Genomic DNA, 25,562 nt, shown 5'->3' on the forward strand with positions numbered 1-25,562 from the left:
CGTATGCCTGGAACACGCCTCGCGCACCCGTCACCGTGGCTCCATGAACACGGTCACGCCCCAACAACGCCCTACCGTTCGCACGTTCGCCCAGCTCCTCTCGTCCACTCGCCGTGGGGCACGGCTGGCCCGTCTGCTCGCCGCCGGTCAGCTCCGCTCCTGGGAGGTGTCACCCGGCGTCACCGAACGGGCCGAGCAGATCGTGGCGGAACTCGCGGCCAACGCCGCCCTGCACGGTCGTGTGCACAGCCGCGACTTCCGGCTCGCCCTCACCCTCGACATCGCGACCGGGCTGCTGCGCGTCGCCGTCACCGACGCTCGGGGTGAGAGCCTTCCGTCGTTCGCCCCGGACTTCGAACCGTCTCTGGACGCCGAGTCCGGTCGCGGGCTCCACCTGGTGACCGCTCTCGCCGACCGCTGGGGCACCGAGCCGTACCCGCCCGGCGGCAAGACGGTCTGGGCCGAACTGTGTCTGCAGACCCTCGGCACGGACACGCGCAGGGAGCGGATCTGACCACGACGGCTGGGCGCGGTTCGCCCGCTGCGCGACAGACGGCCGAACACGGCCCTCTGCCCTGCCGATAGGCGGAGGCCAGGCTCCCGGGTGGGCCACCACGCTTCAACCGATGCGAACGCGGAACTAGGAGGCGCTGACGCTGACTTCGAAAGCGATGGCCGACCGCAACAGCGCCAAGTATGGACAGGTAGGAGCTGTCGCAAAACCCTCCGGAACCGGCAACCCGAATGGGAGACTCCCTTGGGACGTAACAACTCAGGGGGGTTCAAGGCATGGCAACGGATGCCTACGACGGACCGGTTCCGGACGGAGACGCTCGTGGGCAGCGAGTCCTCGACCTCCTGGACAAGGCGATCGGCGGCCAGAGCCCGCTGGTGCGCAAGAACATCACCCGCGCCCGTCAGCGGAACTCTGAGGCGTCGCCGGCGCAGGTGATACGCAACCTGGAGCGGATGTACGTCAGCGCCTTGACCGGGACAGGTGCCGCGGTCGGGGGGACCGCGGCCGCGCCCGGGGTCGGTACGGGAGTCGCGCTGGCGCTGTCGGCGGGTGAGGCGCTGTCGTCTCTTGAGCTGACCGCCCTCTTCGCTCTCTCGATCGCCGAGGTCCACGGGGTTCCCATCGACGAGGTCGAGCGCCGCCGGACGATCGTCATGGGGATCCTGCTCGGTGGGAGCGGCTCCACCACCATCACCAAGATCGCCGAGCGGACCGGGCAGCACTGGGGACGTCAGGTCGTCGCCAAGGTTCCGGTCGAGACGCTGCGACAGATCAACAAGGTCCTGGGGAAGAACTTCATCACGAAGTACGGGACCAAGCAGGGGATCATCGTTCTCGGCCGAGTGGCGCCGTTCGGTATCGGCGCCGTGATCGGTGGTGGCGCCAATGCCGCCATGGCCGCTCTCGCGGTGAGGGCCAGTCGTCGCGCGTTCGGCCCTGCCCCGACGTCGTGGGACTGCTGACGCGCAGGCCATCACCCGCGTGCGTGAACGTGCCTGGCTGATCTCGGTGCACTGCGGGGCGTCGAGCACCCCGCCGCCGCAAGAGTCGAATACGGCAGCGTGCAGTCGCCTCCGGGCCGTCTGAGCGCGTTGACGCCGAACCTCGCCTCCGAGTAGCCGACGAGGCACTGGCCGAAAACCAGCAGGTCCTGGCAACAGACACGGGAGTAGCAGCGCAAACCAAGGGGGGAATTCGTGGGCGACGGAAGGTTCAGCCGCACGTGTTTGAGGTGCCGCAGCTTCATCAAGGTCGACCAGGACGGCCGCGTAGTCGAGCATGACAGACCGTTGAGTCATCTCCCCTGCCATGCCTCCGGTCAGCTCGCCAGGCTCGTATCGGTCGAGTGGGGCCCCGGGGCTCGACGCGGGCGACGGATGGCGAGTGGAGGCCAAGGGCACAGGCGTGATCGGCGGCAGAAGGCCGAGTACCTCAAGCCCTCTGGCTGGATGCCGAGTTACCGGGGTGAGCACCTGCCGACGATCGGCTTGCCCGCCAAAGGGTGGTTCGGTGTTTGGTTCCCGGCTCACACGTTGTGGGAACACGAGCGGAAGCTCTTGGGCTGGGTCGGAAGCGATCGGTCGATCCGGTGGGACGGCCGCGAGGGGTGTTGGACGGTTGCCAGCGCTCACTTCCCCCACGTGAGCCGCGAGTTGCTCCGCAGGTACCCGAGCGTCCTCATCGGCCGTGAGTACAACCCCCGCGAGAAGTGCAACTCGTCCTGCCAGAACGCGAAGGGCTGGCTGTGCACCTGCTCCTGCCTTGCCAAGTACCACGGTCGCGGTAAATGGCGAAGCGGGTGGCGGACCCTCGGCGAGTTCGGCGGTCGGCGCGCGGGGAGACCGTGGCACTGGATGGCCGTTTCTCTCGCTGGCTGATCGTCTCGGGATCCGCTCTCGGCGCGAACGTGCGCGGGACCGAGGCCTTGCTCCACTCCTGCCAAAGGCTTGTTCACCGCCTCCGCAACCGTCTGGACTGGGCGGAGCGTGAGTCCCGCACGTCAGACGGCAACCACGTGCACATCCGTCGGCGCCAGGACCGTCAGGTAGGCCTGGATGTCCGACGGGTCGGTGGTGAAGATCACCGCGCTGCCGTGCCGGGCGGCCGCCAGGGCGACCCAGGCGTCCACCGCGTCCGGTCGCTTCTTCGCCGGCAGGGCCGCCCTGCCCAGGGCGGTGCCGATGCGCCGCCAGTCCGCGAGGTCCGGGCCCGTCGCGCAGGCCAGGCACTCCGGACGGCCGGCCTTCGTCTCGCGCATGGGCGGCTCGGACGTACGGGCCTGAGGGACCGTGCAGTCCTTCAGGACGCCGGACAGGGCGTGCACCAACGCCGGGTGGGGGCGCCACACCTGGGCGAGGACCGGGCCGAGTACCAGTGCCCGGTGCGGGACCGTGCGCAGTCCCTCGTGCAGGGCCACCGCCTTGGCCTTGCGGTCGGCGAGCGCGATGAGCATGCCGGTGTCGTAGACCGGCACCCGTGCGCTCACGCGGCATGCCCGGGACGGCGGCCTTGCCGGTCCTGGCCGCGGACGAGCCCCAGGGCCTCCTCGACTTCGAGGCGTTCCTGCTCCGTCAGTTCCGCGGCCGGTTCCCGGGCCGGTTCGGCGGGCAGCCCGTCCGCTGCCCGCTCCGCCCGGGCAATGAGGGCATCCACCTCGGCGAACTGTTCCTCTATGGCGTCGCTCTCGGCCATCTGGCGCGTGGCGGCATGCACCAGGTACGCCGAGACGTCCATGCCCGCCCGTTCCGCGTGCTGCCTGATGCGTTCGGCCTGGTCCTGATCCAAGCTGATACTGATCCGCGTCTTTGCCACGAAGGCATCGTAATACGCGTATGACGGCGGTGCGAGTGCTGCGGGACGGGTCGGTTCGGGTCCCTCTCGTACCGAGGAGATGAGAGGGACACGGTCCTTCATCGCCGCGTCCTCGGTGCCAGAGCCGCGATCACCCGCTCGACGTCGTCCCGCCAGGCCAGCAGTTCCCCCTGCGTGGGAGCCAGCTCGTACCCGTGGTAGTGGCAGGCCCGGCTGAGACCGGCCCAGGTCGCCGACCAGCGGCGGGCCGTGTCGGGGTCGGCGTAGGACTCCAGGCACAGGGCCTGGGCGTGTGGCGGGCAGCGGGCCAGCTGCGGTTTGCGGGTCTGCCAGTAGCGGCGCAGGGCCTCTTCCAGGGCGTGGCGCAGCAGCAGTGCCACGGCGCGCGGCCAGACGCCGGTGGTGGAGGCGGTGGCGGTGCCGAGCAGCCTGTCCGCGCCCGCGAGCAGTTCCTCGGGGGTCGAGGTGGGCGGTGGAGGAGGCGGGAGGGGTGCGGGCTGCCTGGGCGGGAGCGCGGAGGGGACGGGTGTGGCCGGGCGGATCGTGGTCACAGGGATCGCACCGCCTTCGCGAGGTCCGCGGTGCTGCGGATGATCTCGTCCACGTCGTCGACGGGCACGGCTTCGTGGGAGCCCCTGTTGCACCAGCGGATGTGATCGGCGGCCTGTCGGCCGTAGGCCCGGGTGAGGTCGGTCATCGTCTCGGCCACCCGGTCGGTCTCCCCGTGGAAGGCGAGGGAGGCCAGCTCCGTGAGCTTGTGGGCCTTGGCGATGCGCTGCTCGATCTCAGCGTGCGGCAGGCCCGTGCCGAGGAGGCGGCGCCGGGCCGGTTCGAGGAGGGCGGCCTCCAGGGCGGTGCGGCACAGGCCGGGCAGGACCCGGGTGACGACGTCGCCGGGCAGGTCGCGGGTCCTGGCGAGCGCCTTGGCGTCGTGCAGGGCCTGCTTGACGGGGTCGTCGCCGGAGCGGACGCGTACGGCGGAGCACTCGCGGCGGTCGACGGTGAGGACCGTGGCGGGCAGCCGCAGGTACTTCAGGGCCTGCGGCAGACGGGTGTCGTGGGTGAAGACGACGACCTGGCGGTGCTCGGCGAGGAGGGCGAGGACGCGGGCGAGGCCGTCCACCTTGGCGGGGTCCATGGACTGCACCGGGTCGTCGATGACGAGGAACCGGAACGGGTTCTCCGGGAGGAACGTGCGCGGGAGGAAGAGGGACAGGGCGAGGGAGTGCAGCTCCCCCTGGCTCATCACACCGAGCGCGGGGGCGTCGATGTCATCGACGGTCACGTCGAGGGCGACTTTGCGCTGGGTCGCGGAGCCGCTCAGGCGGACCGGGCCGAGCACGACGTTGCTCTGCTGGCGCAGGTGGGACCAGATGCGCAGGGCGTCCTCGGCGATGGGCCGCATCCGGTCGGCGCGGATCTCGTCGTGGGTGGCCTTGAGCCACTTGTGGGCGGCCTTGACGCGGGCGAGGTGGGGGGCCGCCTGCTCGGCCGCGTGGGCCTTGTCGAGCCAGGCGGCGAGCGCCCGCGCGGTGTCGCGCCAGGTGTCGTCCTGGTCGGCGAGGCGGGCCGCCGCCTCCTGGCGGGTGACCCGTGCGGCGTCGGCAGCGGTGCGTGCGGCGTTCTCGGCGACGGACGCAAGCGCGGCCGGGTCGGTGACGGTGCGGCAGCGCAGCCAGTCGTCCCAGGCGGCGGCGATCTGGGACGGCAGCCAGTCGGGGGGCGGGACGGCCAGGTCGCGGACGGCCTGCGCGGCCGCGTCGAGTTCCGTGCGGGCGGTGAGGACCTGCTCGGCCTCGGCGCGCAGCCGGTGTTCCTGCTCGGCGGCGTCCCGGGCCCATTCCTCGTCCAGGCGGGCCGTGCCACCGCACACCGGGCAGGTGCCGAGGGCGGGGTGGGCGCGGTGGTGGGTGAGCGCGCGGGCGAGGAGTTCGGCGCGGCGCAGCGCGTCCTCGGCCGACGTGCCCCGCAGGTCATCGGCGGAGGCGATGGCTTCACGGAGCCGGGCCACGGCCGTGGCGACCGCCTCGGTGTCGGGGCCGGTGAGGGTGGAGCGGCGACGCAGGTCGAACAGGAGTGACTCGTCCGCCGTGCCGGTCCCGGCGGCCAGTTCGGCCGCCCGCGCGAGGTCCGGGCGCCGGCCGCTCAGTGCGGTGCGGGCGGAGGCGGCACGGGGGTCTTCGGTGCTGTCCAGAAGAGCGAGCAGGGCGGGCAGTCCGGCCTTGGCCGCCTTGGCGGGCGCCTCGTACTCGCGGGCCAGCTCGCGCAACCGCTTGTCGGCGGCCGCGAGTTGCTCCAGCCCGAGGATGGAGGCGACGGCGTCGTACATCTCGCTGGGCTTACCGCCGATCACCTGGCCAAGTTCCGAATACGACAGGAAGGGGCGGTAGGTCGCCAGGTCGTCCTGCCAGCCGAGGTCCGGGAGGGGGACGGGGGCGTGGCCGGGCCGGTCGAGTGCGGCGGTGGAATCGGCGACGTCGTCTCCGTGCCAGGTGCGCAGCACGGTGGCGGGCTCGGGGTCGCCGTCGATGCGCAACTCCACGGCGACCTGTGGTTCCTGGCCGTGGTGGAGGTTGCGCCAGCTCTTGCGCCAGATGTCGCTGCGACCGCGCCAGCGGGCGTTGTCGCCGGTCATCGTGATCTCGACGGCTTCGGCGAAGCTCGACTTGCCGGAGCCGTTGCGGCCGGTGACCAGGGTGAGTCCCGGGCCGGGGGTGAGGGGGAGGCGTGCGGTTCGACCGATGCCGCGGAAGCCGCTGACCGTGACGGACTGCAGGTAGGCGCCCGGCATGCGGCCACGTGTCGGGGCCTCGTCCTGGAAGGCGTTGAGCAGGACAGCCCGGGTCTTCTCGTCGAGGTCCGAGCCGGCGAGCCGCCCGGCGATGAGGTGGGCGAGGCTGCCGGCGGGCGGATCGACGACGGGCAGCCCCGCGGGAGACGTGTCCGGTGGGTAATCGGCTGCTACGGACATGCGGGGACTCCCGAGGAGGCGACGGCTGGGAATCGCGAGGCCGGACAGGCCGGCGGCGACTGAGCGACACAGAACACACGAACACCACGAGGTGACTCGTAGCCAGTGATCCGCGCGCTGTGGACGACGACCCTAGCCCAAGCGGCGGCAATAATGGAATTGTTTGGAACATCATGGAGTTACTTGGCTATCGTGGTGACCGATACCGACTTCCCGGCACCGCACTCACAGGCGCCACTCCTCAGCGAGCAGGCCCAGCAGCTCCTGCTGCCGGGCCTTGAGCAGTTCGGGGGTCCACTCGGCGTGCTGGAGCACCTGGCTGGTCAACGCGAAGGGGACCACTCCCCCGCGGCCGGTGAAGTACTTGATCTTCTTGGCGGCGAAGTCGTAGTTCTGGGCCGTCGAGTTCTTGTAGCGGTTCAGCAGAACCAGGTTTCCCAGGCGGTGCGTCCACTGCACTCGCTGCTCCTCGTCGAACAGCTCGGCCCACTGCGAATCGCTCCCAGGACTCTGTGGCAATACGTGTTCCACAGTGATGAGCGGGTGGTCGTACGTCACCCCCTGCCCTCGGGCCAACAGCTCATCGAGGCGAAGCAGCACGTATTTGCGGACCCTGCGGACGAGATAGAGATCGCCGTCGAGCAGGTCGAGAGTCTCCGCCTTCTCGTCGTCCCTCAGCTCGAGGGCCGGGGAGTCGAGGCCCTGGCCTTCGTCGAGCTGCCGGAGAAGTTCGGCGTAACGGGTGACGCGCGGTGTCGTGTAGACGCGCCGGATGAACATGCTGGCGGACAGGCGCTCCAACGCCCGCATGAACGCGTCGAGCCACGCGGGGTCGCTCTCATGGTGGCGCAGCGCCCAGAGGGCGGCCGGTCGCCAGTCATAGTTGTCGATCTGGTGGAGCCTCCTGAACCAGCCGTTGACCGCCTCCGCACCCGAAGCCGATTCATAGCGAGCCTCCTTGATCTGCGCGTAGGCCTCGGCGTAGGGCCGAACGACGTCATGGACGAACGTCTCGGCCCGGTCGGGGAGGTAGTGGCTGAGTACCTGCTCCGGAAACTCCTTGAGCAGCTCCTGTTCCGCCCGCTTCTTGGCGAAGATCAACCGCAGATGGAGGAAGAGCTCCGCGAAGTCGTCGCGCCCCAGCATCTCCTCGGCGTCCTCCCAGGTGGTGGCGCACGCCTCGGACGCTTCCCGGTCGAGGTCACCGATGATCTGCGACTTGAAGATGTCGGTGGGCGACAGGTCCAGGCCACGGGAGTTCATGACACTGAAGATCCGGTGGGCACTGTCGAGGTCGGGTGTACTGACGACGACCAGGAACGTCCGCTCGGCAAGCATCTGCGCCAGTTCCAGCCGGCGCTCCTCGGTGAGCGCGGTGAGGCTGGCGTGCAGGACGGTCGCGTTGCGCAGAATGGCTTTCTGCGCGTCGGTCCGCAGGGCGTCCTCGTGGAGCGTAAGCAGCGTGTCCACGGCGCCCTTCGTCTGCACGTACTTCTCGAAGAAGTCCTTGTCGCGGCTTCGCAGCGTGATTCGCGGCCTCGGCGCGAGGCCGCGGATCTTGGCGCCCGGCTCCATCACCAACCGGTCGAGGTCACCCCGCAGTTCCGCGTCCTCGGTGAGGTCACGCAGGACCGACAGGAGGATGGTGAGGGTGGTGAGCCGCTGCTGCCCGTCGATCACCTCCGCCTTCGGGGCTCCGCCGCCCTTGACGAGTACGACGGAACCGAGGAAGTACGGCTCGTCCGCACTGCGGTCCAGAGCCTCCTGCAGGTCGATCAGCAGCTGGGACGCCTGCTCCTCCTGCCAGGCGTACGGGCGCTGGTAGTCGGGGATCTGGAAGTCGTAGTCGCTGCTGAACACCTTGTGCAGGGGCATCTCGTGCGCCTCGAGTTTTTGCATGCCCCGATGATGGCGGAAGGAGGAGGCGAAGGTACTCAATCGTCACAACTTGCCGGTTCTCAACAGCGGTTATGAGGGCTCGGTGCCCGGACCTTCGCTGATGCCGTTCAGCAAACCTGTGAGGCGGAGGAACAGCCCGTGGTATTCACTGAGCCGGTGGGCGAGGTGTCAAACGGGGCGTCGGTCCTTCGGCGTGCACGAGATGCGGCCGTCGCGGCCTCCAACACGAAAGGATCCCCCACCCCCATGGCACGAGTGGCCTCCAGAGGTGGGTACGCCTCCGGGTATGAAGCCCGTCGGGGCCGCGACCGGTTCACATGACCTCAGTGTCCGGCCGCGGGTTCCGATGTCACGTCGCGACCAGGTTCCGCGTCGGCTGTCCCCCGAGGTCCCGCAGCTTCTCCCGTGTCTCCGGGTCCGTCGAGTACACGATCGTGCCGACCAGGCCCCGGGTCAGCAGAACCTTGTACGTATTCCTGATCAGACGGTCCACGTCGGTGTCCGATGTGGACTTCTTGAAGACCGGGTCCTTGGACGCGGTGCGGTCGGTGATCCAGCGGTCGCCGCGCCAGACCAGGTCCGGACCGATGATCACGCCGGACCAGTCGTACTCGAAGCCCTGGGCGGTGTAGACGCATCCGACCTGTCCGAAGCCCGCGGGGTCGGTGGCCCACAGGGCGGCCGGGGGCGCCCCGGAGACGGAGCGGTCACCACGGAGGTTCCAGGGGCGGGCCCAGTCACCGATGGCGACGTCGGGCGGGAGCGGGTCGCCGGGCTTGGGCTCCGGGGACCAGCGCCAGCAGTAGCCCGCGGACATACGAGCCCCGTAGCCCTGGGCCCGACGGGCCTCGAGGAACGCTTCCATCTCCTGGGGGCTGTCGGCGACCAGCAACTGCATGCGGCCGTCGGGCTCCCACCCGACCGTCCCGCCCTTCTCCAGGCCTAGCAGGCGGACCACCCAACGCAGGTAGGCGTCACTGCCACCGCAGCGGAACTGACTGTCCAGCGGTACGACACTGCAGGGGATGTCCCGCTTCGCCGCTGCCGCCTCGATCTCGGCCACCGTGCCCATCTCACCGGGGCGGACGACCTGGTGCTCGTCGAGGAAGAAGACGGGCACGTAGGCGACGTCGATGAGTTCGTCGATCTGTGCCCTGCCGGTACGGTTCTCGGCGCGCGTGAAGCGGTTGGCCGAGGTCTCCCGGATGCGGTGTGCCTCGTCGCAGATCAGGGCGCCCAGGCTGTTCTTCTCGGTCGTCATGAAGCTGTTGAAGTACTTGAACAGGTCCTGGACTTCACGCTTGCGGGCTCCGGCGACCTTCCTCATCGTCTTTGTGAACGACTGCGAGCCGGTGGCGTGCAGTGCCGGCACCCCGCGACGGTAGAGCTCGCCGAGCAGTTGGAGGGCGATCACGCTCTTGCCGGTGCCGGGGCCGCCCGTGACGATGACGACCTCCTTGCGATCGGCGTGCTTCGCCTTCTCGACCGCGTTGAGCACCATCCGGTAGGCGACCTGCTGCTCGTCGAGCAGGACGAACTGTGTGCGGTCGCGCACCTCCTCAGCAGCCACGGACATGAGCTGCTTCGACGGCACCGTGGCGCCCGCACGGAGTTCGTCCGCGGCCTGGGCCCCCGGGTGCTGAGCGCTCAGCCTCGTACGAAGGTGGTCGAGGAAGGCGCCGCGGCGTTCCTCCGTGAAGAGCAGTCCGCGGCCGTCGCGCTCGATCTCACGCAGTCCGGTCACGCCGAACTCGGTGGCGTTGTGCAGATATGCCGCTCCGGCCACCCGATGCCCGTGTTCGGCCACCGCACCGTTGAAGTTGACGAGGTACTCGCAGTAGCGGCGCACCTGCTCGATGGGGTTGAGGACCGGGTGGGCATAGGCGTCGACGTGGCACAGCGTGGGGTCGTCCTCGTGAGGCAGGGCCTGGCTCCACTGCTTCAGCTCCACCACGACGTAGGACGGCTCCCCTGTGACCGGGTGGACTCCGGCGAGGACGACGTCGGCGCGCTTGCTGTTCAACGGGAGCGAGTACTCCAGCATGACCTCCACGTCGCCCAGGCCGGCATCGTTGAGCGCGGCGGCGAGGACGGGGATGCTGCGCTCCCAGGAACGCACCTCCGAGGCTCCGGGCCGATAGCCGTGCGTGTGGACGAACTTGTCGGTGAGGTGCAGGAACAGCGAACCGTCTAGTGCCATGACGGCGACCGTTTTCGCGGACGCGCGGAACAGCAAGGACTTCCCCCAGGCAGCACGAAGAGACTCGTGCGGGTGGGGGCATGTCCTTCGAGACTCCACCGGGGTGGAGCGGAAGCCCGTCGGGCCGCGATGACGATGTGTTCGAGGGTACCTGGCGGTACTGACAGCCGTACCGGGGTCATGGGTGGCGGCAGTGTTCGCCATGGCTCCGCAGCCGGCTCAGCGGGCTCTCCGGGCGATACGAGGTGAGCCCACCGGGGTGATCAGGAACCCTCAGCGGGGCGCCCACCTGCGGTTGGACCTCATATCCCCAGCCGTGCAGGCGCGCCCGTGCTGCGTACATCCGCGGTCGATGCGGTCACGTCCTTCCCATCCCACCTGGAGCACGGCGGCTGCTGCCGACAGCATCGGGCCGGCCACTTGGATTCACTTCTCGCCGTGTTTCACGGCAAGCCACCGGTTCAAGCCACTTCGGCCTCTTCTACGTTGCGCGTGCAACGCACGGTACGGAAGGATGTTCGACGAACTGTGAGTCACACGTGACGTGTGAGTACGCTGCAGTGATCGCGCATCACCACGGCGCAACACGCTTACGGGGGTAGGGGTATGAAGTTCGACATGGGGTCGACGACCCTTTCGGAGCTGGGGAAAAGCACGGTCGGCTCTTCCGAGGACCTGGGCACGCTGATCAAGTGGCTGATCCAGTCGGCGGAGCCGCTGGAGGGCAAGTTCAACGGGGCGGGCAAGGCCGCGTTCGACACCTTCAAGCTCAACGCCGACGAGATCACGGCTGCTCTGAACGGTTCGCTCAGCGCGATCCTGGGCGGCCAGTCGGGCATGGACACCGCGTTCGGCACCGGTGACGTGGAGCTGGAGGACAACGCCCACCAGAACATGGGTGCCGCCAACTTCGACGCGGCTCGTTTCGGCGCGCGGTAGCCGCGCCGGCCCACGGCGGCGCGCATGCGCCGTCCACCCGGATGCCGCCTTCACCACCACTGTTTGCAGGGGGAATTCAGCCATGGGGCAAAACCAGGACCGCCGCTCGTACGACACCGGTGCTTCCGGTGAAGTGCAGATCAGTCTGCACAGCGTCATCGGGCAGTTGGAGCGCGTACTGAGTGACCGCGACCGGGCGGTGAAGGCCGCGATGGCCGACTTCACCGCGGACGGCGTGGCCGACGAGTATCACGGCAAGGAAGCCCGCTGGCACCGCGCCGCCGGTGAGGTCCGCGAGATCATCCGTCTGGTCCGCACGACGATGGAGCAGAACGACGGGACCGCGCAGACGACTCTGGCCAAGGCTCGGGCGGCCGTCGACAACATCGGCTGACGTCAAGCAGTAACAAGGGGGAAGGGAACGGGGGCTGACGCATGCCGGCGTGGGACATCTCTCCGTCCGGGGTCCAAGGTGTGGTCTCGAACGTGGGCGACGTCATGAAGGTCCTGGACGAGATCGTCCAGGCGTACTCGGGTGACGTTCAGGGTGCGGCCACCTCGGCGGGGACGCTCGCTCCGGGCGGGGCGAGTGGAGAACACAAGGGGCAGACCGGGTTGGTCGCCGCAGCGCTCGCCGAGTTCATGGAAGGCACCGCTGAGGAGCTGAAGTTCATCGGCGAGCGGGTCGGCAAGTCGGTGAACGGCGCGGTGGAGGCCACCGTGGCGTACCGGGACGGTGACCTGGAGATGGCTGCGGAGGCGCAGCACCGGGCGGCCGGACTCATCAGACCCGACATGCCGGCGGGCTGGAAGGCCGGTCGCCTGTGATCGAGCCGGAGTCCATCCCGCTGTTCACCGGCGATCTCGGCCGGCTGGAACAGCACACTGACGCCCTGCGCAAGGAGGCGGACGGCATCCGCCAAGCCGGTGGGGAGGCGCATCGGCAGTTCCAGGGGCTGTCGGCCTTCTACCAGGCGCCGGAAGCGGAGGATCTCTTCGCTTCCACCAAACCGGTGAGCGATGCCGCTGACCGTTTCGGGGACAAGGTCGCCACGGTGGCGGACGCGCTGCGGACGTACGCGGCCGAAGTCACGCCGATCGCGCAGCGGTTGGAGCAGCTGCAGCACCAGGCGGCCACGTTCGTCGCGGGGTTGAGGACCGACAGCGGGGCCTTCGACGAGAACTGGACCGACGACGCGGACAAGGTCTCGCAGCACCACGCCCTGATGCATGACGTGAACGTCGCCAAGGAGCAGTTCGCCGCTGCCGAGATCGCCTGCAACAACAAGATCACGGCTCTGGTCGGCGGCACCCAGTACGTGATGAACACCGGGGCCAAGCAGCTCATACCGCGCGGCGCGGAGCTCTACGGCTACAGCGCCGAGGTACTGGACCAGGCCAAGGAACTCCCCTGGGGCACGCCGGTCACCCAGTCTCACGACTGGTGGGACCCGGACGATCTCGGCTACTACGCCAAGAGCTTCTTCTGGGAAGGCATCGTCGTCGACAACGTCTGGGGCACCGTCGACGGCCTCGCCACCCTGACCGGCTTCCACGGCTCGGACAGCGCGGGCCAGGCCTGGGAAGGCCTGACCCGGGCCATCGTCGGAGCGGAGACCTATCTCATGGAGTCCGGAGGCCAGAAGCCGACCGGCATCTTCGCATCCGACTTCGCGCAGGAGAGCAAGGGGTACGCCAAGGAGTTCGCGAAAGGCTTCGTCGCCTGGGACATGTGGGAGGAGAACCCGTCCCGAGCAGCGGCCACCGTCGTCTTCAACGGGCTGACCCTCGGTGTCGGCCCGCTGAAAGCCGCCTCGGCGGGCAAGGCCGGCGCGGCGGCCAAAACCGCTGCCACGGTCGCGAAGGTAGGCGAGGTCATTGACCCGCTCGGCGCCGCGGTCAAGGTGACGGGGCATGCCATCCCGAGGATCGCCCAGGTGACGGAGAGCCTGCGGGGTGTCAACAGCGTGCCTGAACTGCGCACCCCGAACAGCGTTCTGGAATTCTCCGACGCCTCGGGACGCTCCGTACTCGTCCTGAAGGACGGTGAGTTCGTCGTCCTCAAGGACGGCAAGATCGTCACCGACGTTCCCGTGCCGGAGCGTTCGACAACGGCACAGGGCACACCGGAGCGGGTGCCGGTGAGGGAGCGGGAGCTCGCCGGGGTCAGCGCGACATCACGGGCGCCTGAGGCGACTGCCCACGCCGGGGACAGGCTTCCGCATCAGGCCGGCCACCAGGCCGACGGTACAAGCGGCGGGGGTGAGGAGGCGACGCAGGGAAGGAATGGCCACTCCAGTGAGTCCGGGGGCGGCCATGCCAGCGAACATGAGGGCACCGGTGGTCGATACGGCGACGCTGGTGACGCTGGTGACGCAGGAACGAACGGCCAGAACCACGAACCTGGATCTGGCGGCGACCATGGCGGTGCTGGCGGCAATCCCCCTGCTACGCCGCGAGGGTCCTCGCCCGACGGTGAGGGAAGCCCCATGGTTCGCGGAGGCGAGACTGAGCAGCAGGTCCGCGACGCGGTCAAAGGCATCCCGGGCAAGAAGAGGCCAAAACCGAACGTCCTTGACAGGGTGCTGGAAAGGCTCGCTACCGAACCCGACGGCCAGCGGATCGCCGAGATCATCGGCTCCGGACAGTTCAATCTGAGCGACGAGTACGGGCAGGTCGTGTCGTCATTGGGGGCGAACAGAGCGCAAATGTTCCAGCCAGGGGCCGACCAGCTCATCTTCGCGGACGACCTGGTCAAGAGCGGCGTTCCTGCGCACGCCATCGACTTCGAGCAGAAGTACCCGCCAGGCGCCGACATGGACATTCGCATCGCCGACGAGTCGGGTGATGTCTACGCCTACCAGATGAAACACCTCAATGACCCGCAGGATCCCGTGAGTGAGATCACGAGGGGCAAGTACTTGCTCCAGTTGGCGAAATCCGAAGCCGACCACCACGTACTCCTCGTGGACGGAGGCCGGGGGACGCGCGCGGACTGGATGTCCAACGGCTCCTACGATGCCCTCATGGACATCCACCGCGGTGGGCGCGGGCCAAAAGGCGAGGGCATCACGTTCGTCATCCGTCTTGAAGACGGAAACCTCGTCGTCCCGCCCGGAAGCAAGCTCGACCCCAAGGACATGCTGTGATCACCTCTGCACCCATCGGCGATTGGACTTGGGAAGTCACACCGAGCACTGGCGGTACCCGGCCCGTGCGAGCTGCGGAGACCGCTCTGGCGGTCTGGAATGTCCTGGCCGGGTACGAGCTGGCGACTCCCGTAGGCAAGGCCGGCGTTTCGGTCCGGTCTGTGAATGACACGAGAGACGTGCGCGTCCGAGTCGAGGGCCTGAGCCTGGAACCGGACCCGCTCTCCGCCGGGACGGCCCTGTCCCGTGCGGTGGCCGAGGCCGATTCCCTCGAAGGAGATCTCGTCGTCGGCGTCCGGATCGACTGCCCCGGCTACTGGCTGGAATCAGGAACCAAACACCGGGCGGAGAAGATGTTCACCATTCAGGTGGATATCTGGAAGAGCAGTCTGCTCGTGGTGACTCTGGAAACCTACGTCGACGCATGGTTGACGATGGACACTCGCGACCGGGAGCAGCCCGAGGTCCACGCGGAGAATGCACACCGGCTCGCCGCTGCGCTGGACGGCATTTCAAGGCTGCTGGGCACCGCACCGGTCCCGGGTGATCCAAACCGCTACGCGACTCCCACGGAGACGGGCTTCGAAGACCCGAGGATCGAAGGACCCGCTTACGACGATTCCTGGGGGACGTTCGAGATCTCGACCCGATCACGTCTGCTCCGGTCCAGAATTCCAGCCTCCGAGGACGAGTACGAGGAGATTACGGAACACCCGGTGCGCTACTTTTCGATCCGACGCGACGGACAGGTCATGGGCTATGTCTGGGCCTCAGTGGGGGACGAAGCGGCGGGGTACGAACCGCGGGCCGCCGCCGGCGAGGGAGCATTCGAGGTAGGTGCCGAGTGGCTGCTGCGCCTGCGGGATGCCCACGGCCAAGGGCTCAGCGCTCTCGCGGCCCTTTCCTGGGTAGCGCAGAGTTCACCGCGGCCGGAGGCCGGTCTTGTTGTCGAAGACACCCCTCAACTGGCCCCGTCCTTGGACGCCCTCGAAGAACTTTCAGGCCGATACTGACCCCCCATGCCTGCATCCCCAGCCGGAAGCCCACGCTCTATGTTCCCTTGCGGACTTTTCATGTCAGCTCTGATGGGCGCACCGCACGAGTGAATTCATTGGACTCGTCACTGGACAGAACACATAACCAGCCCAGCAGGCGCAGGTCGTGACAGCCGGAGAGCGAAAGATGGATGGCAGGTAACCGTGACAGCCCAGGACTACGACAACCAACTCCTCGAATCGGTGTCCGTCCGCCGCCGTCGCCTCCGCGACGCCCTCCTCTTCGGCGCCCAGCGGCAGCGGCGATCGCTCGACGAGCGGGTCGGGAAAGTGTTCGCCGGCCTGGTCATCGCGGCCGTGATGTGCGCCGGGTGCGTGGGCTGGTCATTCGTGTCGCACCGGGTCATCGGGAAGAGCCCGTACGACACGTCTGTGCCGTCCTCGGGCCACAACTCCCCCACCACCGCCGCCCCTTCCGCCTCCCCTTCTCGGTGATAGGTTCGAACGCGTGATGTCCACGGGGTCCTTGAGTCGTTCGGCGACCAGCAGCCGTACGGCGCTCAGCCGGGTCACCCTGGTCGGGGAGCGGCGTCGGGTCGATCTCGTGCTGCCTTCGCGGGAGCCCGTCGGGGTTCTGCTGCCGGAGGTCATGCGGCTTCTGGACGACCGTGTCGCGGACCGGCCCGAGTTGCGGCATCTGGTCACACCGGACGGCTCCGCGCTCGCGCACGACAGCACCCTGGAGTCGGCGGGCGTGGCCGACGGGGCCGTGTTGCGGCTCGTGCGGGCGGAGGACGCCCCCTCCGCGCCCGTCGTCCACGACGTCACCGACGAAGTCGCCGACGACCTCGGCGTGCGGGCCTGGCGGTGGCAGCCCTCGGCGCGGCGTGTCGTCGCCGGGTGCGCGACCGTCCTGTGGGCCCTGGCCGCCGGGTTCCTGGCCCGCGGCTCCTTCGCCCTGTCCTCGGTCGGCGCCGGGGCTCTCGTCATTGCCGCGGCATGTGCCCTGGCCGGTGCCCTCCTCGGGAGGAACCGGCGGCAGGCGCTCGCCGTCACCCTCATCGTCACGGCCGCGTCTCTGGCCGTGCTGGGCGCCTGGACCTGCGCCGACGCCTACGACTGGGGCGGCGCGGTGCGACTGGCTTGCGTCGCGGGGGCCGTGACGCTCGCGCTGCTGCTCGCCGGGTGGTTCACACCCCTCGGACGCGGGGCGCTGATCGGTGCCGGGGCTGTCGCCGGTTGCCTTGTGGCATGGGAAGCAGCTCTCGGGCTGCAGGACGGGGCAGGCACAGCGGCAGGGCAGACCCGGGTGGGCGCGCTGCTCGCCGTCGTCTCCCTCGTCGTCCTCGGGATGCTGCCTCGGCTCGCGCTGATGGCATCAGGACTGACCGGTCTGGACGACCGTCGTACGGGCGGGGCGTCGGTGAGCCGGTACCGGGTGGGTACGGCCCTCGCGGCCACCCACCGTGGGCTGGTGCTGGCCACCGTTGCTCTCGCCGTGTCCGCGGGTGCGGCCGGTGTGCTCGTGCTGGGCATCGTGTCGGTGTGGAGCGTGCCGCTCGCCGTCACCGTCATGGTGGTGCTCGCCCTGCGGGCGCGTGCCTATCCGCTCACCGCCGAGGTCGTGGTGCTGCTCGTGGCGGCGGCCGTGGTCGCTGTGCGGCTCGCCGTGGTGTGGGGGGACCATGTCTCGGCAGCGGCAGGGCCCGTCGCCGTGCTCGGGTTGCTCGCCGTCGTACCTCTGGGAGTGCTGGCTGTGGAGCCGGCCGAGCATGTGCGGGTGCGGCTGCGGCGCGCCGGTGACCTGCTGGAATCCATCGCCGTGATCGCCCTGTTCCCGCTGGTGATCGGCGTGTTCGGGGTGTACGGGCGGCTGCTCGGCACCTTCGCGTAGGACACGGTGACCGGAGTGACAGGAGGCGGGGACTGGCAGCACGACGTGCTGCGCGAGCTCACCGACCCGGAGCCGATCGCCGTGACCGAGCCGCCGGTCCAGGCCGCCCCCGAACCACCTCAGCCTTCACCCCCGGCTTCTTCCGCACCGGTCCCGGCCCCACGCCGGACCCACGCCCCTCAAGTCCCGGTCCCGGCCCCCGAGTCCCACCCCACCGTCGACCCCCGCCTCGCCATCGCGCTGGGCAGCCCGCAGCACGGTGACTCGGCCGGTCGCCGTGCCGGTGCCTCCCTGCGTCGCCTCACCGCCTCCGTCTCCCAAGAGGTGGCCGAACAGACGCGTTTCGCCGAGGAGTTGCAGCATCCCGTCACCACCGGTCGCGTCATCGCCGTCACCTCGATCCGCGGCGGCGTCGGCAAGTCAACGGTCTCCGCCCTGCTCGGCCGCACCTTCAATCACTACCGGCACGATCCGGTGCTCACCCTGGAGGCGGACGCGGCCCTCGGCACGCTACCGGTTCGGATGGGCGCGGACACGGTGCGCTGGTGCTGCGCCGACCTCGCCCGGATCCTGACGCCCGCGATGCAGCTCACGGACATCACCGGCTACCTGCTGCCCGTGACGGACGGCGGCTGGCTGCTGCCCGCGAGTCAGGGACGGGTCGGCGCCCCCATGGACATGCGCACTTACCGGACGGTGACGCTGGCGCTGCGCCGGTATTTCGCGGTGACGGTGGTGGACTGCGAGACGCTGCCCGGCGAGGTGGCGCGCACGGCCATGGACACCGCGCACGCACGGGTCGTCGTCGCCCCGATGACCGCCGAGGGCATCCACGGCACCCGCCAGGTCCTGGACTGACTGGGCCAGTTGCCGCACTCCGCGCTCGCCACCACTGTGGTCGCCCTCAGCGCGAACTCCCCTGACACCACCCTCGACCCGAAGACGGCCGCCGCGCACCTGCGTGAACCCGGCGTGCCCGTCGTCCTGCTGCCCTACGACCGCCATCTCGCCCAAGGAGGCCCCATCCACACCGCCATGCTGGGCCGGAGCACCCGGGACGCGGCCGTCCGTCTGGCGGCCGAGGCGATGCAGCGGGCGGTGAGGGTGCGATGACCCAGCAGGTGATCCACCGGCCCGCCCGCAGCACCCGTCCCCTCGATCCCGCCGCGCCCCGCACCATCGAGGCACCTCCGAACCTCCCCGAGGGCAAGGTCGGCAACGCCGCCACCGCTCTGCTGCCCATGGCCGGTGTCGTCAGTTCCGTCGTGCTGATGACGGTCATCCGCAACAGCCAGTTCGCCGCGATCGGTGCGCTCGTGCTGGTCGTCGCGCTGCTCGGAGCGGTGGGGCTGTTCCTGTCCCAGCGCGGCAAGGCGCAGCGCACCCGGCGCGTGCAGCGTGAGCGTTATCTGGAGTACCTGGAGGAGCTGCGCGAGGAATTGGGCACCGCAGAGCGGGAACGGCGGCAGAGGGCGCGCGAGTTGAACCCGCCGCCCGAGGCCCTGTACGACCTCGTCCGGGATCCCGCCAGACTGTGGGAGCGGCGGCGCCCGGACGCCGACTTCCTCTCGGTCAGGGCCGGAACCGGTGACGTACCGGCGCATGAGCTGACCATCGCCCAGAACAGCACGGGCGGCGTCCTCACCCCACCGGACCCGTTCATGCTGAACGAGGCACGTGCCCTGCAGCGCCGATTCGGCATGGCAACAGACTTCCCTCTCACCGTGCCGCTGGACCGCGCGGGGAACGTCAGCATCATCGGCGACCGCGACGGCGTCCTCCGGGTCGCCCGCGCGCTGCTGCTGCAGACGGTCGTCACGCACGCGCCGGACGATGTCGCTGTCGCCCTCGGCACCGGCGACGAGCCTGAGTGGGCCTGGGCCAAATGGCTGCCCCACGTTCTCGATCCACAGACGTACGACGGCCCGGTCGCCACCCGCCGTATCGCCCCGAACCTCGCCGCGTTGGCCCGGTTGTGCGGCCCCGACCTGCGGCAGCGCGCCGCCTACGCGGCCGAGGTACGCCGCGGACTCTCCGGCAGAACCAAGGACGCGTTGCGCCTGGCCTCCCGCATGCTCGTGATCAGCGACGCCTACGGCGACAACGCCGCGGAACTCCCCCGTCCCGACTCGGCGATCGGGCTGCCGGACATGGGTGTCACCGTGCTGCACCTGCTCCAGCAGCAGGTGCACGAGCCCGATCAGGTCAGCGTGCGCATCACCGTCGACGGCGACCGAATCACCGTGGACGACCTGCGCGGGAACACCGGCCGGGGAACGGTCGACGCGGTGACGACCGCCGGCGCGGAGGGGCTCGCCCGCATGCTCGCCCCCCTGCGGCTGTCGGCCGAGTCGGTGGCCGAAGGCACCCCTGTGTCCGGCCCTGTCGACTTCCCCGCACTGCTGGGTATCGAAGACCCGGCAGATCTCGACCTGCGCGGCCTGTGGGCGCCCCGCAGCGAGCGGGACTTCCTGCGTGTCCCCATCGGCCTCACCGACCGCCACGAGCCGGTCCTGCTGGACCTGAAGGAGTCCTCGCAGCTCGGCATGGGCCCGCACGGACTGTGTGTGGGCGCCACGGGCTCCGGCAAGAGCGAACTGCTGCGCACCCTCGTCCTCGCCCTCGCGACCACCCATGCGCCCGAGGACCTCTCCCTGGTCCTGGTCGACTACAAGGGCGGCGCCACCTTCGCCCCCTTCTCGGAGCTTCCCCATGTGGCCGGCGTGATCACCAACCTGGAGAATCAGGCCGGGCTCGTCGAACGCGTGCACTCCAGCCTGGCCGGCGAGGTCAAGCGCCGCCAGCAGGTCCTCAAGGACGCCGGGAACATCGCCGACATCGGGCACTACGCCACCGTGCGGGGCACCACCCGCCCCGATCTGGCCCCCCTCCCCCACCTGTTCGTCGTCATCGACGAGTTCGGCGAACTCATCACCGCCAAGCCGGACTTCATCGACCTGTTCCTGTCCATCGGCCGTATCGGCCGCTCCATCGGCGTTCACCTGCTGCTCTCGAGCCAGCGCATCGAGGGCGGGAAGCTCAAGGGCCTGGACACCTATCTCTCCTACCGGCTCGGCCTGCGGACCTTCTCCGCGGACGAGTCCCGCACCGTCCTCGACACCACCGACGCCTTCCACCTTCCGCCGCTGCCGGGCTTCGGCTATCTCAAAGTCGACACGTCCACGTACGAGCGCTTCAAGGCCGGGTACGTCTCGGGCCCCTACCGCGGACCTGCCCAGCGCGACCAACAGGACGACAGGCCGCTAGCCCATCTCTACCCTGCGTACAACGCCCCTCGAGAGACGGAGGCGGTGGAGGAAGCCGTCGCCACCCGCCGGGAATCCGGCCCGACCGTCCTGTCCGTCATGGTCGGCCAACTGGCCACCGCAGCGCCGCCGGTACGGCGCATCTGGCTGCCCCCTCTGCCTGACGCCGTTGCCCTCGACAGGGTCGCCGGCCCCCTCCGAGCCGACACCGACGGCGTGAGCCTCTCCCGCACGAGCGGCCCGTTGAACGTTCCGCTCGGCATCCTGGACGACCCGGCGCGGCAGTGGCAGCAGCCGTGGCAGCTGGACCTGACCGTCGCCGGCGGACACGCGGCCGTCATCGGCGGGCCGCAGTCCGGCAAGACCACTCTTCTGCGCACCCTCGGCCTCTCCCTGGCCCTCACTCACACCCCGTACGACGTCGCCGTGTACGGCCTCGACCTGTCCGGCGGCGGTCTGTCCGCCCTGGCCGGACTGCCGCACGTCGGCGGTATCGCCTCCCGCGCCGACCACGAACGGGCCGCCCGCACGGTCGCGGAAGTGCACGGCATGCTGGCAGCCCGCGAGGCGCTGTTCCGCGAGCACGGCATCGACTCGGTCGACCAACTGCGTCGCCTGCGCTCGGAGGAACGGCTGCCCGGCTTGGCCGCCACCGACATCGTGCTGATCATCGACGGCTTCGGTGCACTGCGCGAGGAGTTCGCCGACCTCGACGACGCGGTGGCCGATCTGCTCAAGCGAGGCGGCGGCTACGGCATCCACGTCGTCGCGGGCATGCTGCGCTGGAACGATGTCCGCATCGCCACCCAGTCGATGTTCGGCACCCGCGTCGAGCTGCGCCTGAACGACCCGGCCGACTCCTCCATCGACCGCAAACGGTCCGAGACCCTCACCCCGGACATCCCCGGCCGCGTCCTGACCGACGGCAAGCTGTTCGCTCAGGTCGCGCTGCCCCGCGTCGACAACCGGCCGGAGACCGGCGGCCTGGGTCCGGCTCTCGAACGCGCCGCCCGCACCGTCCGTGCCTCCTGGCACGGCGAACTCGCTCCGCCCGTAAGGGTGCTGCCCACCCGACTCCCCGCGGCCGGCTTGCCGTCACCGGCCACCGAACCGACGGCGATCCCCGTGGGCGTCGACCAGGAGACCCTCGCGCCGGTCCTGCTCGACCTGTTCCGCACCGACCAGCACCTGCTGGTCCTCGGCGACAACGAGTGCGGCAAGACGAACCTCCTCAAGCTCATCGCGACCCAACTCGTCGACCGGTACGGCGACAAGGAACTCGTCTTCGGCGTCTACGACCCGCGACGCGGTCTGCGTGGTGTGGTCCCCGAGCCCTACCGCGGCGGTTACGCCCACAACGCCAAGCTCGCGAACGCGCTGTCCACGGGCATCACCACCGAGCTGGAGAAACGCCTGCCGGAGACGGCGGACCCCGACGCTCCGGAAACCGGTGAGCCCGCCTTCACCGGGCCCCGCATCGTCATCCTGGTCGACGACTACGACATCCTCACCACGGCCGGCCAGCAGCCCCTGGCGCCCTTTCTGCCGTACGTCTCCTCCGCGCAGGACATCGGTCTGCACTTCGTCATCGCCCGCCGCGCGGCAGGAGCCTCCCGCGCGCTCTACGAGCCGCTTCTGACCACCCTGCGCGAAACGGGCTGCACCGCCCTCGTCATGACCGGCGACCGCACGGAAGGCCAGCTCTTCCCCGGCCTGTACGCGTCCCAGCAGCCGCCCGGCCGGGGCACACTCGTCCGCCGTGGACGCCCGCACCAGCTCATCCAGACCGCCCTCGCAATCGAAGAAGGCCCGTGACCAAGGACGTCATCGCTCTCACCCCCCAGATGCCGGACCTGCCGACCCTGCTCGCGGGCCTGTATGCCGGTGGCCCCGATCTCGGCGTGAACACCACGGCCGACGGCGCGGTCGTCCAGCTCTGCGGTCCCGACGGCCGCCCCCTGGTATCGGTCGAGGCGCCCATCCTCGTCCAGGTCCCCGGCGAGACCTCTCGCCTGTTGGACCACACGGTCGCGGACGGGCCGGTGTGGTGGACCGAGGCCCGCGCCTCGACCGCCGTCGCCGAAGCGGCACGCCTCGCGGGGTCCTTCGCCGGCCGTCTGGCCACCGTGCTGGGCGGGACGGTATGGCCACCGGAGTCCGCCACCACCGACGTCGTCCCCCTCACCAGCGACGTCTCCGCGATCCCGGTCCCGGCCACCGGCAGCCCTGCCGTGGACGTCCTCACGGCCACAGCCGCCGTGGTCATCCAGGACCGTCCCCTGGTCGCCATGACCAGCTGGCTCTCCGACGCCCTGCGCAGCGCCGCCACAGCCGAACGCGCCCTGCAGATCGTCACCCCGCCCACGGCACGCCTCACCCTGCCGACTCGCGACGCGCTGCGGGGTCTGCCCAACCGTTGGGTGGTCCAAGACCCCGAACTCGGTTACTACGACGGCCTGTCCGGTGCCGCACTCCACTGGAGGAACGGCACCTTCACCCCCGTACACGACGAGCACGGCGCCACCAGAGTCGCCGAGGCCTTCGCGCCCGCCCTCGACACCGGTGATCGCCAGCTGATCCTCACTCTGCGTACCCGCCACCCCGCCGAGGAGAACGTCGTCCTCGGCTGTGGCCTGGAGGCCGCCTTCCAACACCTCACCGGCGCCCCGCCCGCAGGCTGGAGCACTGCCGAACCCGTCAACCTTCCTTGGTCCACCCGCCAGTTGACCGATCTGGCCCGCGCCCGCGCTCCTCGACCCACCTGGCTCGTCGCCGTCGGCCAACCCGGTCGGCCCGCCTTGGCAACCGTCCGCGTGCTGCGCACACCGGCCGGGATCGAGGAGGACATCACCCTTGCCATCGGTTACGGCGACGGCGAGAAGCCGCCCTTGGACGCCGTCGAGGAACTCGCGACCGCACTCGCCACCGAGCATCGCCTCGTCACCCTGCTCACTTCACTGCGCGTGGCCCGCCGCGACCTCACCGTCCCCCCGTCCTTGGAAGCCCCGCCCGTTCCCGTCGCATTCACGCTCGGCAGCGGCGAGACGGAGGCCATCGGGCCGTCTCACGCCGGGCATCCGCCTCTCGGCCCCACGCCCACGCGCTTGGGCCTCGAAGGCAGACCCGCTCTCCACTACCCGATGGGCGACGGAACCGACCCCGGCACCTGGAGCCTGTTCCAGCGCCTGATCCGCCACCTGTTCACCCCACAACACGATCAACGGAAGTGATCGTCAGGCCCTTCTTCAACAGGAAGGCCCCGCTCCCCGAAAAGTGAACCCTCGCGCTGTGGGGCGGGTCGAAGTAGTCGACTCGATGCCCATAACGGTCGATCCAGTTCAGCACGACATGGAAGCGCTCACCTGAGACCTCATCTGCGGACCCGATACTGAAACGCCGGCCAGGGCGCACAAGTCCGCCCACGCAGCGGACGATGCACGTGGCCGACAGAGGCGCCATGGCTTCCACGGCGTAGATCTGGAGCGTCCCCGGGTCGTGGTGACACATGTCTATAAGCCTCACAACGTCCGTGGTAAAGGCGGGATGCGCTCCGACACGCGAATGGCCCCGACCAGGAGGGATCCCCGGCCAGGACCAAAGGGCAGACGAGTCGGGCTGTACGCCGGGTTCTGTCACCCGGTCGCCTCGCGGCGGCCGGGGAGACGGCCATCCATCTAGGGCCGGTGTTGCCACCGGCCTCGTGCGGTCTACCCGCGGACTCGGGCGGGCAGCCCTCGATCGTCCGCGCAGAGCCGCTTTTTACAGCGGCCCCTCTTGACCTTGCTCCGGGTGGGGTTTACCTAGCTGCCTGAGTCACCTCAGGCACTGGTGGTCTCTTACACCACCGTTTCACCCTTACCCAGCACCGAGGTGCTGGGCGGTTTGCTTTCTGTGGCACTGTCCCGCGGGTCACCCCGGGTGGCCGTTAGCCACCACCCTGCCCTGTGGAGCCCGGACGTTCCTCGGGAAGCCCCCTCACGGGGACTCCACGCGGCCGTCCGCCCGGCTCGTCTGCCGTGTCGACCATGGTACCCGTACCCGGCGGACGTCCCGCTTCGTCGCCGCTGCCGTCGCCAGGACCGAGCCCGCCAGGATCAGGGTGAAGGCCACGCCGATGCCCAGTGTCAGCTTCTCGCCCAGGAACAGCGCGCCCGCGGCGACCGCCACCGCCGGGTTGACGTACGTGATCACGCCCGCCCGCGTCGGGCCGACCTCCTTGATCAGCTCCAGGAAGGCCACGAACGCGATCGCCGTGCAGACCACGCCCAGGCCGGCGAGGGCTGCCAGGACCTCACCCGGGGGCATCGCGTCCGGCCGGGTGAGGAAGGCCGCCGGGGCGTAGACCAGCGCGGCCAGCATCAGGCACGGCGTGATCAGTTGCAGCGTCGGGACGTTCTTGAGGTGCCGGGCGGCGATCAGCGGGGCGGTCGCGTAGCCGACGACCGTCACCAGCACCTCGGCCAGGGACCGGGCGTCGCCGCCCGTGAGGTGCGGCAGGGTGAGGACCGTGACGCCCGCGAGGCCCAGAACCAGTCCGGCGGCACGGCGGGCGCCCACATGCTCCGCCGCGCCGAAGAAGCGGGCCAGGAGTACGGCGACGATCGGCACGCCCGCGATCAAGAGGCCGGCGGTGGAGCTGGACAGGTGGCGTTCGGCATCGGTCAGGGTCCACCACGGGCCGACGATCTCGATGACGGCGAAGGCCAGCATCGGCTTCCAGTGGGCCCGCACGGTGCGGGCGAAGCCGCCCTGGCGCAGGGCGAACGGGAGCAGCAGCGCCGCGCCGAGAGCACAGCGTGCGAACACCACCACGGACGGGGACAGGTCGTCCACCGCCACTTTGATCATCAGGTAGGGGACGCCCCAGACCACTCCCATCAGGGAGAACAGGAACCAGCCGCGTGCAGTCATGCGAGGAGTC

The 25,562-nt window shown here is 69.6% G+C and carries 17 protein-coding genes, 1 other RNA gene and 2 pseudogenes; 12 read left to right on the plus strand and 8 right to left on the minus strand.

Annotation, left to right across the window (positions count from 1 at the left end; all coding sequences use genetic code 11):
- The first annotated feature begins 43 nt into the window (after nt 1–43).
- Nucleotides 44–514 carry an ATP-binding protein gene (locus ACFV20_RS22125; protein ID WP_385658944.1) on the plus strand — a complete coding sequence of 157 codons (471 nt, stop codon included), beginning with the start codon at nt 44–46 and terminating at the stop codon, nt 512–514.
- Between the two features lie 275 nt (nt 515–789).
- Nucleotides 790–1,479 (plus strand): hypothetical protein, encoded by a 690-nt coding sequence (locus ACFV20_RS22130; RefSeq protein ID WP_385658946.1) that lies wholly within the window; start codon nt 790–792, stop codon nt 1,477–1,479.
- Nucleotides 1,480–2,516: 1,037 nt separating this feature from the next.
- On the opposite strand, the gene ACFV20_RS22135 is transcribed toward ACFV20_RS22130, so the two are convergent.
- The 6 genes from ACFV20_RS22135 to ACFV20_RS22160 form a co-directional block, all read right to left on the minus strand.
- Nucleotides 2,517–3,002 carry a hypothetical protein gene (locus ACFV20_RS22135; RefSeq protein ID WP_381021238.1) on the minus strand — a complete coding sequence of 162 codons (486 nt, stop codon included), beginning with the start codon at nt 3,000–3,002 and terminating at the stop codon, nt 2,517–2,519.
- Entirely contained in the window at nt 2,999–3,328 is a 330-nt protein-coding gene (locus ACFV20_RS22140; protein WP_385658948.1) for a plasmid mobilization protein, read from the minus strand. Before ACFV20_RS22140 ends, ACFV20_RS22135 begins: the two co-directional genes overlap by 4 nt.
- A gap of 98 nt (nt 3,329–3,426) precedes the next feature.
- Nucleotides 3,427–3,879, minus strand: coding sequence for a hypothetical protein (locus ACFV20_RS22145; RefSeq protein WP_385658950.1), 453 nt, complete (start codon nt 3,877–3,879; stop codon nt 3,427–3,429).
- Nucleotides 3,876–6,299, minus strand: coding sequence for an AAA family ATPase (locus tag ACFV20_RS22150; protein WP_385658952.1), 2,424 nt, complete (start codon nt 6,297–6,299; stop codon nt 3,876–3,878). Before ACFV20_RS22150 ends, ACFV20_RS22145 begins: the two co-directional genes overlap by 4 nt.
- A gap of 225 nt (nt 6,300–6,524) precedes the next feature.
- Nucleotides 6,525–8,198: a DUF262 domain-containing protein gene (locus ACFV20_RS22155; RefSeq protein ID WP_385658954.1), complete on the minus strand. Its 1,674-nt coding sequence runs from the start codon at nt 8,196–8,198 to the stop codon at nt 6,525–6,527.
- Nucleotides 8,199–8,547: 349 nt separating this feature from the next.
- A complete protein-coding gene (locus ACFV20_RS22160) occupies nt 8,548–10,434 on the minus strand; it encodes a DNA/RNA helicase domain-containing protein (RefSeq protein WP_385658956.1) in 1,887 nt (628 codons plus the stop codon).
- 570 nt (nt 10,435–11,004) lie between these two features.
- On the opposite strand from ACFV20_RS22160, the gene ACFV20_RS22165 reads away from it, so the two are divergent.
- From ACFV20_RS22165 to ACFV20_RS22210, 10 genes and pseudogenes are all read left to right on the plus strand, one after another.
- Nucleotides 11,005–11,337, plus strand: coding sequence for a hypothetical protein (locus ACFV20_RS22165; protein ID WP_356914366.1), 333 nt, complete (start codon nt 11,005–11,007; stop codon nt 11,335–11,337).
- An 82-nt stretch (nt 11,338–11,419) separates the two neighbouring features.
- A complete protein-coding gene (locus ACFV20_RS22170; RefSeq protein ID WP_355836965.1) occupies nt 11,420–11,731 on the plus strand; it encodes a pore-forming ESAT-6 family protein in 312 nt (103 codons plus the stop codon).
- A gap of 41 nt (nt 11,732–11,772) precedes the next feature.
- Complete coding sequence (locus tag ACFV20_RS22175) at nt 11,773–12,165, plus strand: DUF6507 family protein (protein WP_385658959.1); 393 nt, start codon at nt 11,773–11,775, stop codon at nt 12,163–12,165.
- Nucleotides 12,162–14,486 carry a hypothetical protein gene (locus ACFV20_RS22180; RefSeq protein ID WP_385658960.1) on the plus strand — a complete coding sequence of 775 codons (2,325 nt, stop codon included), beginning with the start codon at nt 12,162–12,164 and terminating at the stop codon, nt 14,484–14,486. The genes ACFV20_RS22175 and ACFV20_RS22180 overlap by 4 nt, the downstream gene beginning before the upstream one ends.
- Nucleotides 14,483–15,499, plus strand: coding sequence for a hypothetical protein (locus tag ACFV20_RS22185; protein ID WP_385658961.1), 1,017 nt, complete (start codon nt 14,483–14,485; stop codon nt 15,497–15,499). Before ACFV20_RS22180 ends, ACFV20_RS22185 begins: the two co-directional genes overlap by 4 nt.
- 186 nt (nt 15,500–15,685) lie before the next feature.
- A complete protein-coding gene (locus tag ACFV20_RS22190; RefSeq protein ID WP_385658962.1) occupies nt 15,686–15,976 on the plus strand; it encodes a hypothetical protein in 291 nt (96 codons plus the stop codon).
- Nucleotides 15,977–15,992: 16 nt separating this feature from the next.
- On the plus strand, nt 15,993–17,375 hold the full coding sequence (eccD, locus tag ACFV20_RS22195) for a type VII secretion integral membrane protein EccD (protein ID WP_385659100.1): 1,383 nt from the start codon (nt 15,993–15,995) through the stop codon (nt 17,373–17,375).
- A gap of 15 nt (nt 17,376–17,390) precedes the next feature.
- Nucleotides 17,391–18,488, plus strand: a pseudogene (locus ACFV20_RS22200) (hypothetical protein).
- A complete protein-coding gene (gene eccCa / locus ACFV20_RS22205; RefSeq protein ID WP_385658964.1) occupies nt 18,485–22,456 on the plus strand; it encodes a type VII secretion protein EccCa in 3,972 nt (1,323 codons plus the stop codon). Before ACFV20_RS22200 ends, eccCa begins: the two are co-directional and overlap by 4 nt.
- The gene (locus tag ACFV20_RS22210) at nt 22,453–23,871 is read left to right on the plus strand and encodes a DUF6177 family protein (RefSeq protein ID WP_385658966.1); all 1,419 of its coding nucleotides are present in this window, start codon (nt 22,453–22,455) and stop codon (nt 23,869–23,871) included. The genes eccCa and ACFV20_RS22210 overlap by 4 nt, the downstream gene beginning before the upstream one ends.
- Before the next feature lie 372 nt (nt 23,872–24,243).
- Here ACFV20_RS22210 and rnpB read toward each other — a convergent pair.
- Together rnpB and ACFV20_RS22220 are read right to left on the minus strand one after the other, a co-directional pair.
- An RNA gene (rnpB, locus tag ACFV20_RS22215) (RNase P RNA component class A) lies at nt 24,244–24,651 on the minus strand.
- Between the two features lie 121 nt (nt 24,652–24,772).
- Nucleotides 24,773–25,552 (minus strand): annotated as a pseudogene (locus ACFV20_RS22220) (DMT family transporter); the annotation flags it as partial.
- Between the last annotated feature and the right edge of the window lie 10 nt (nt 25,553–25,562).

It is taken from the genome of Streptomyces sp. NPDC059696 (genome assembly GCF_042733745.1).
GTDB lineage: Bacteria > Actinomycetota > Actinomycetes > Streptomycetales > Streptomycetaceae > Streptomyces.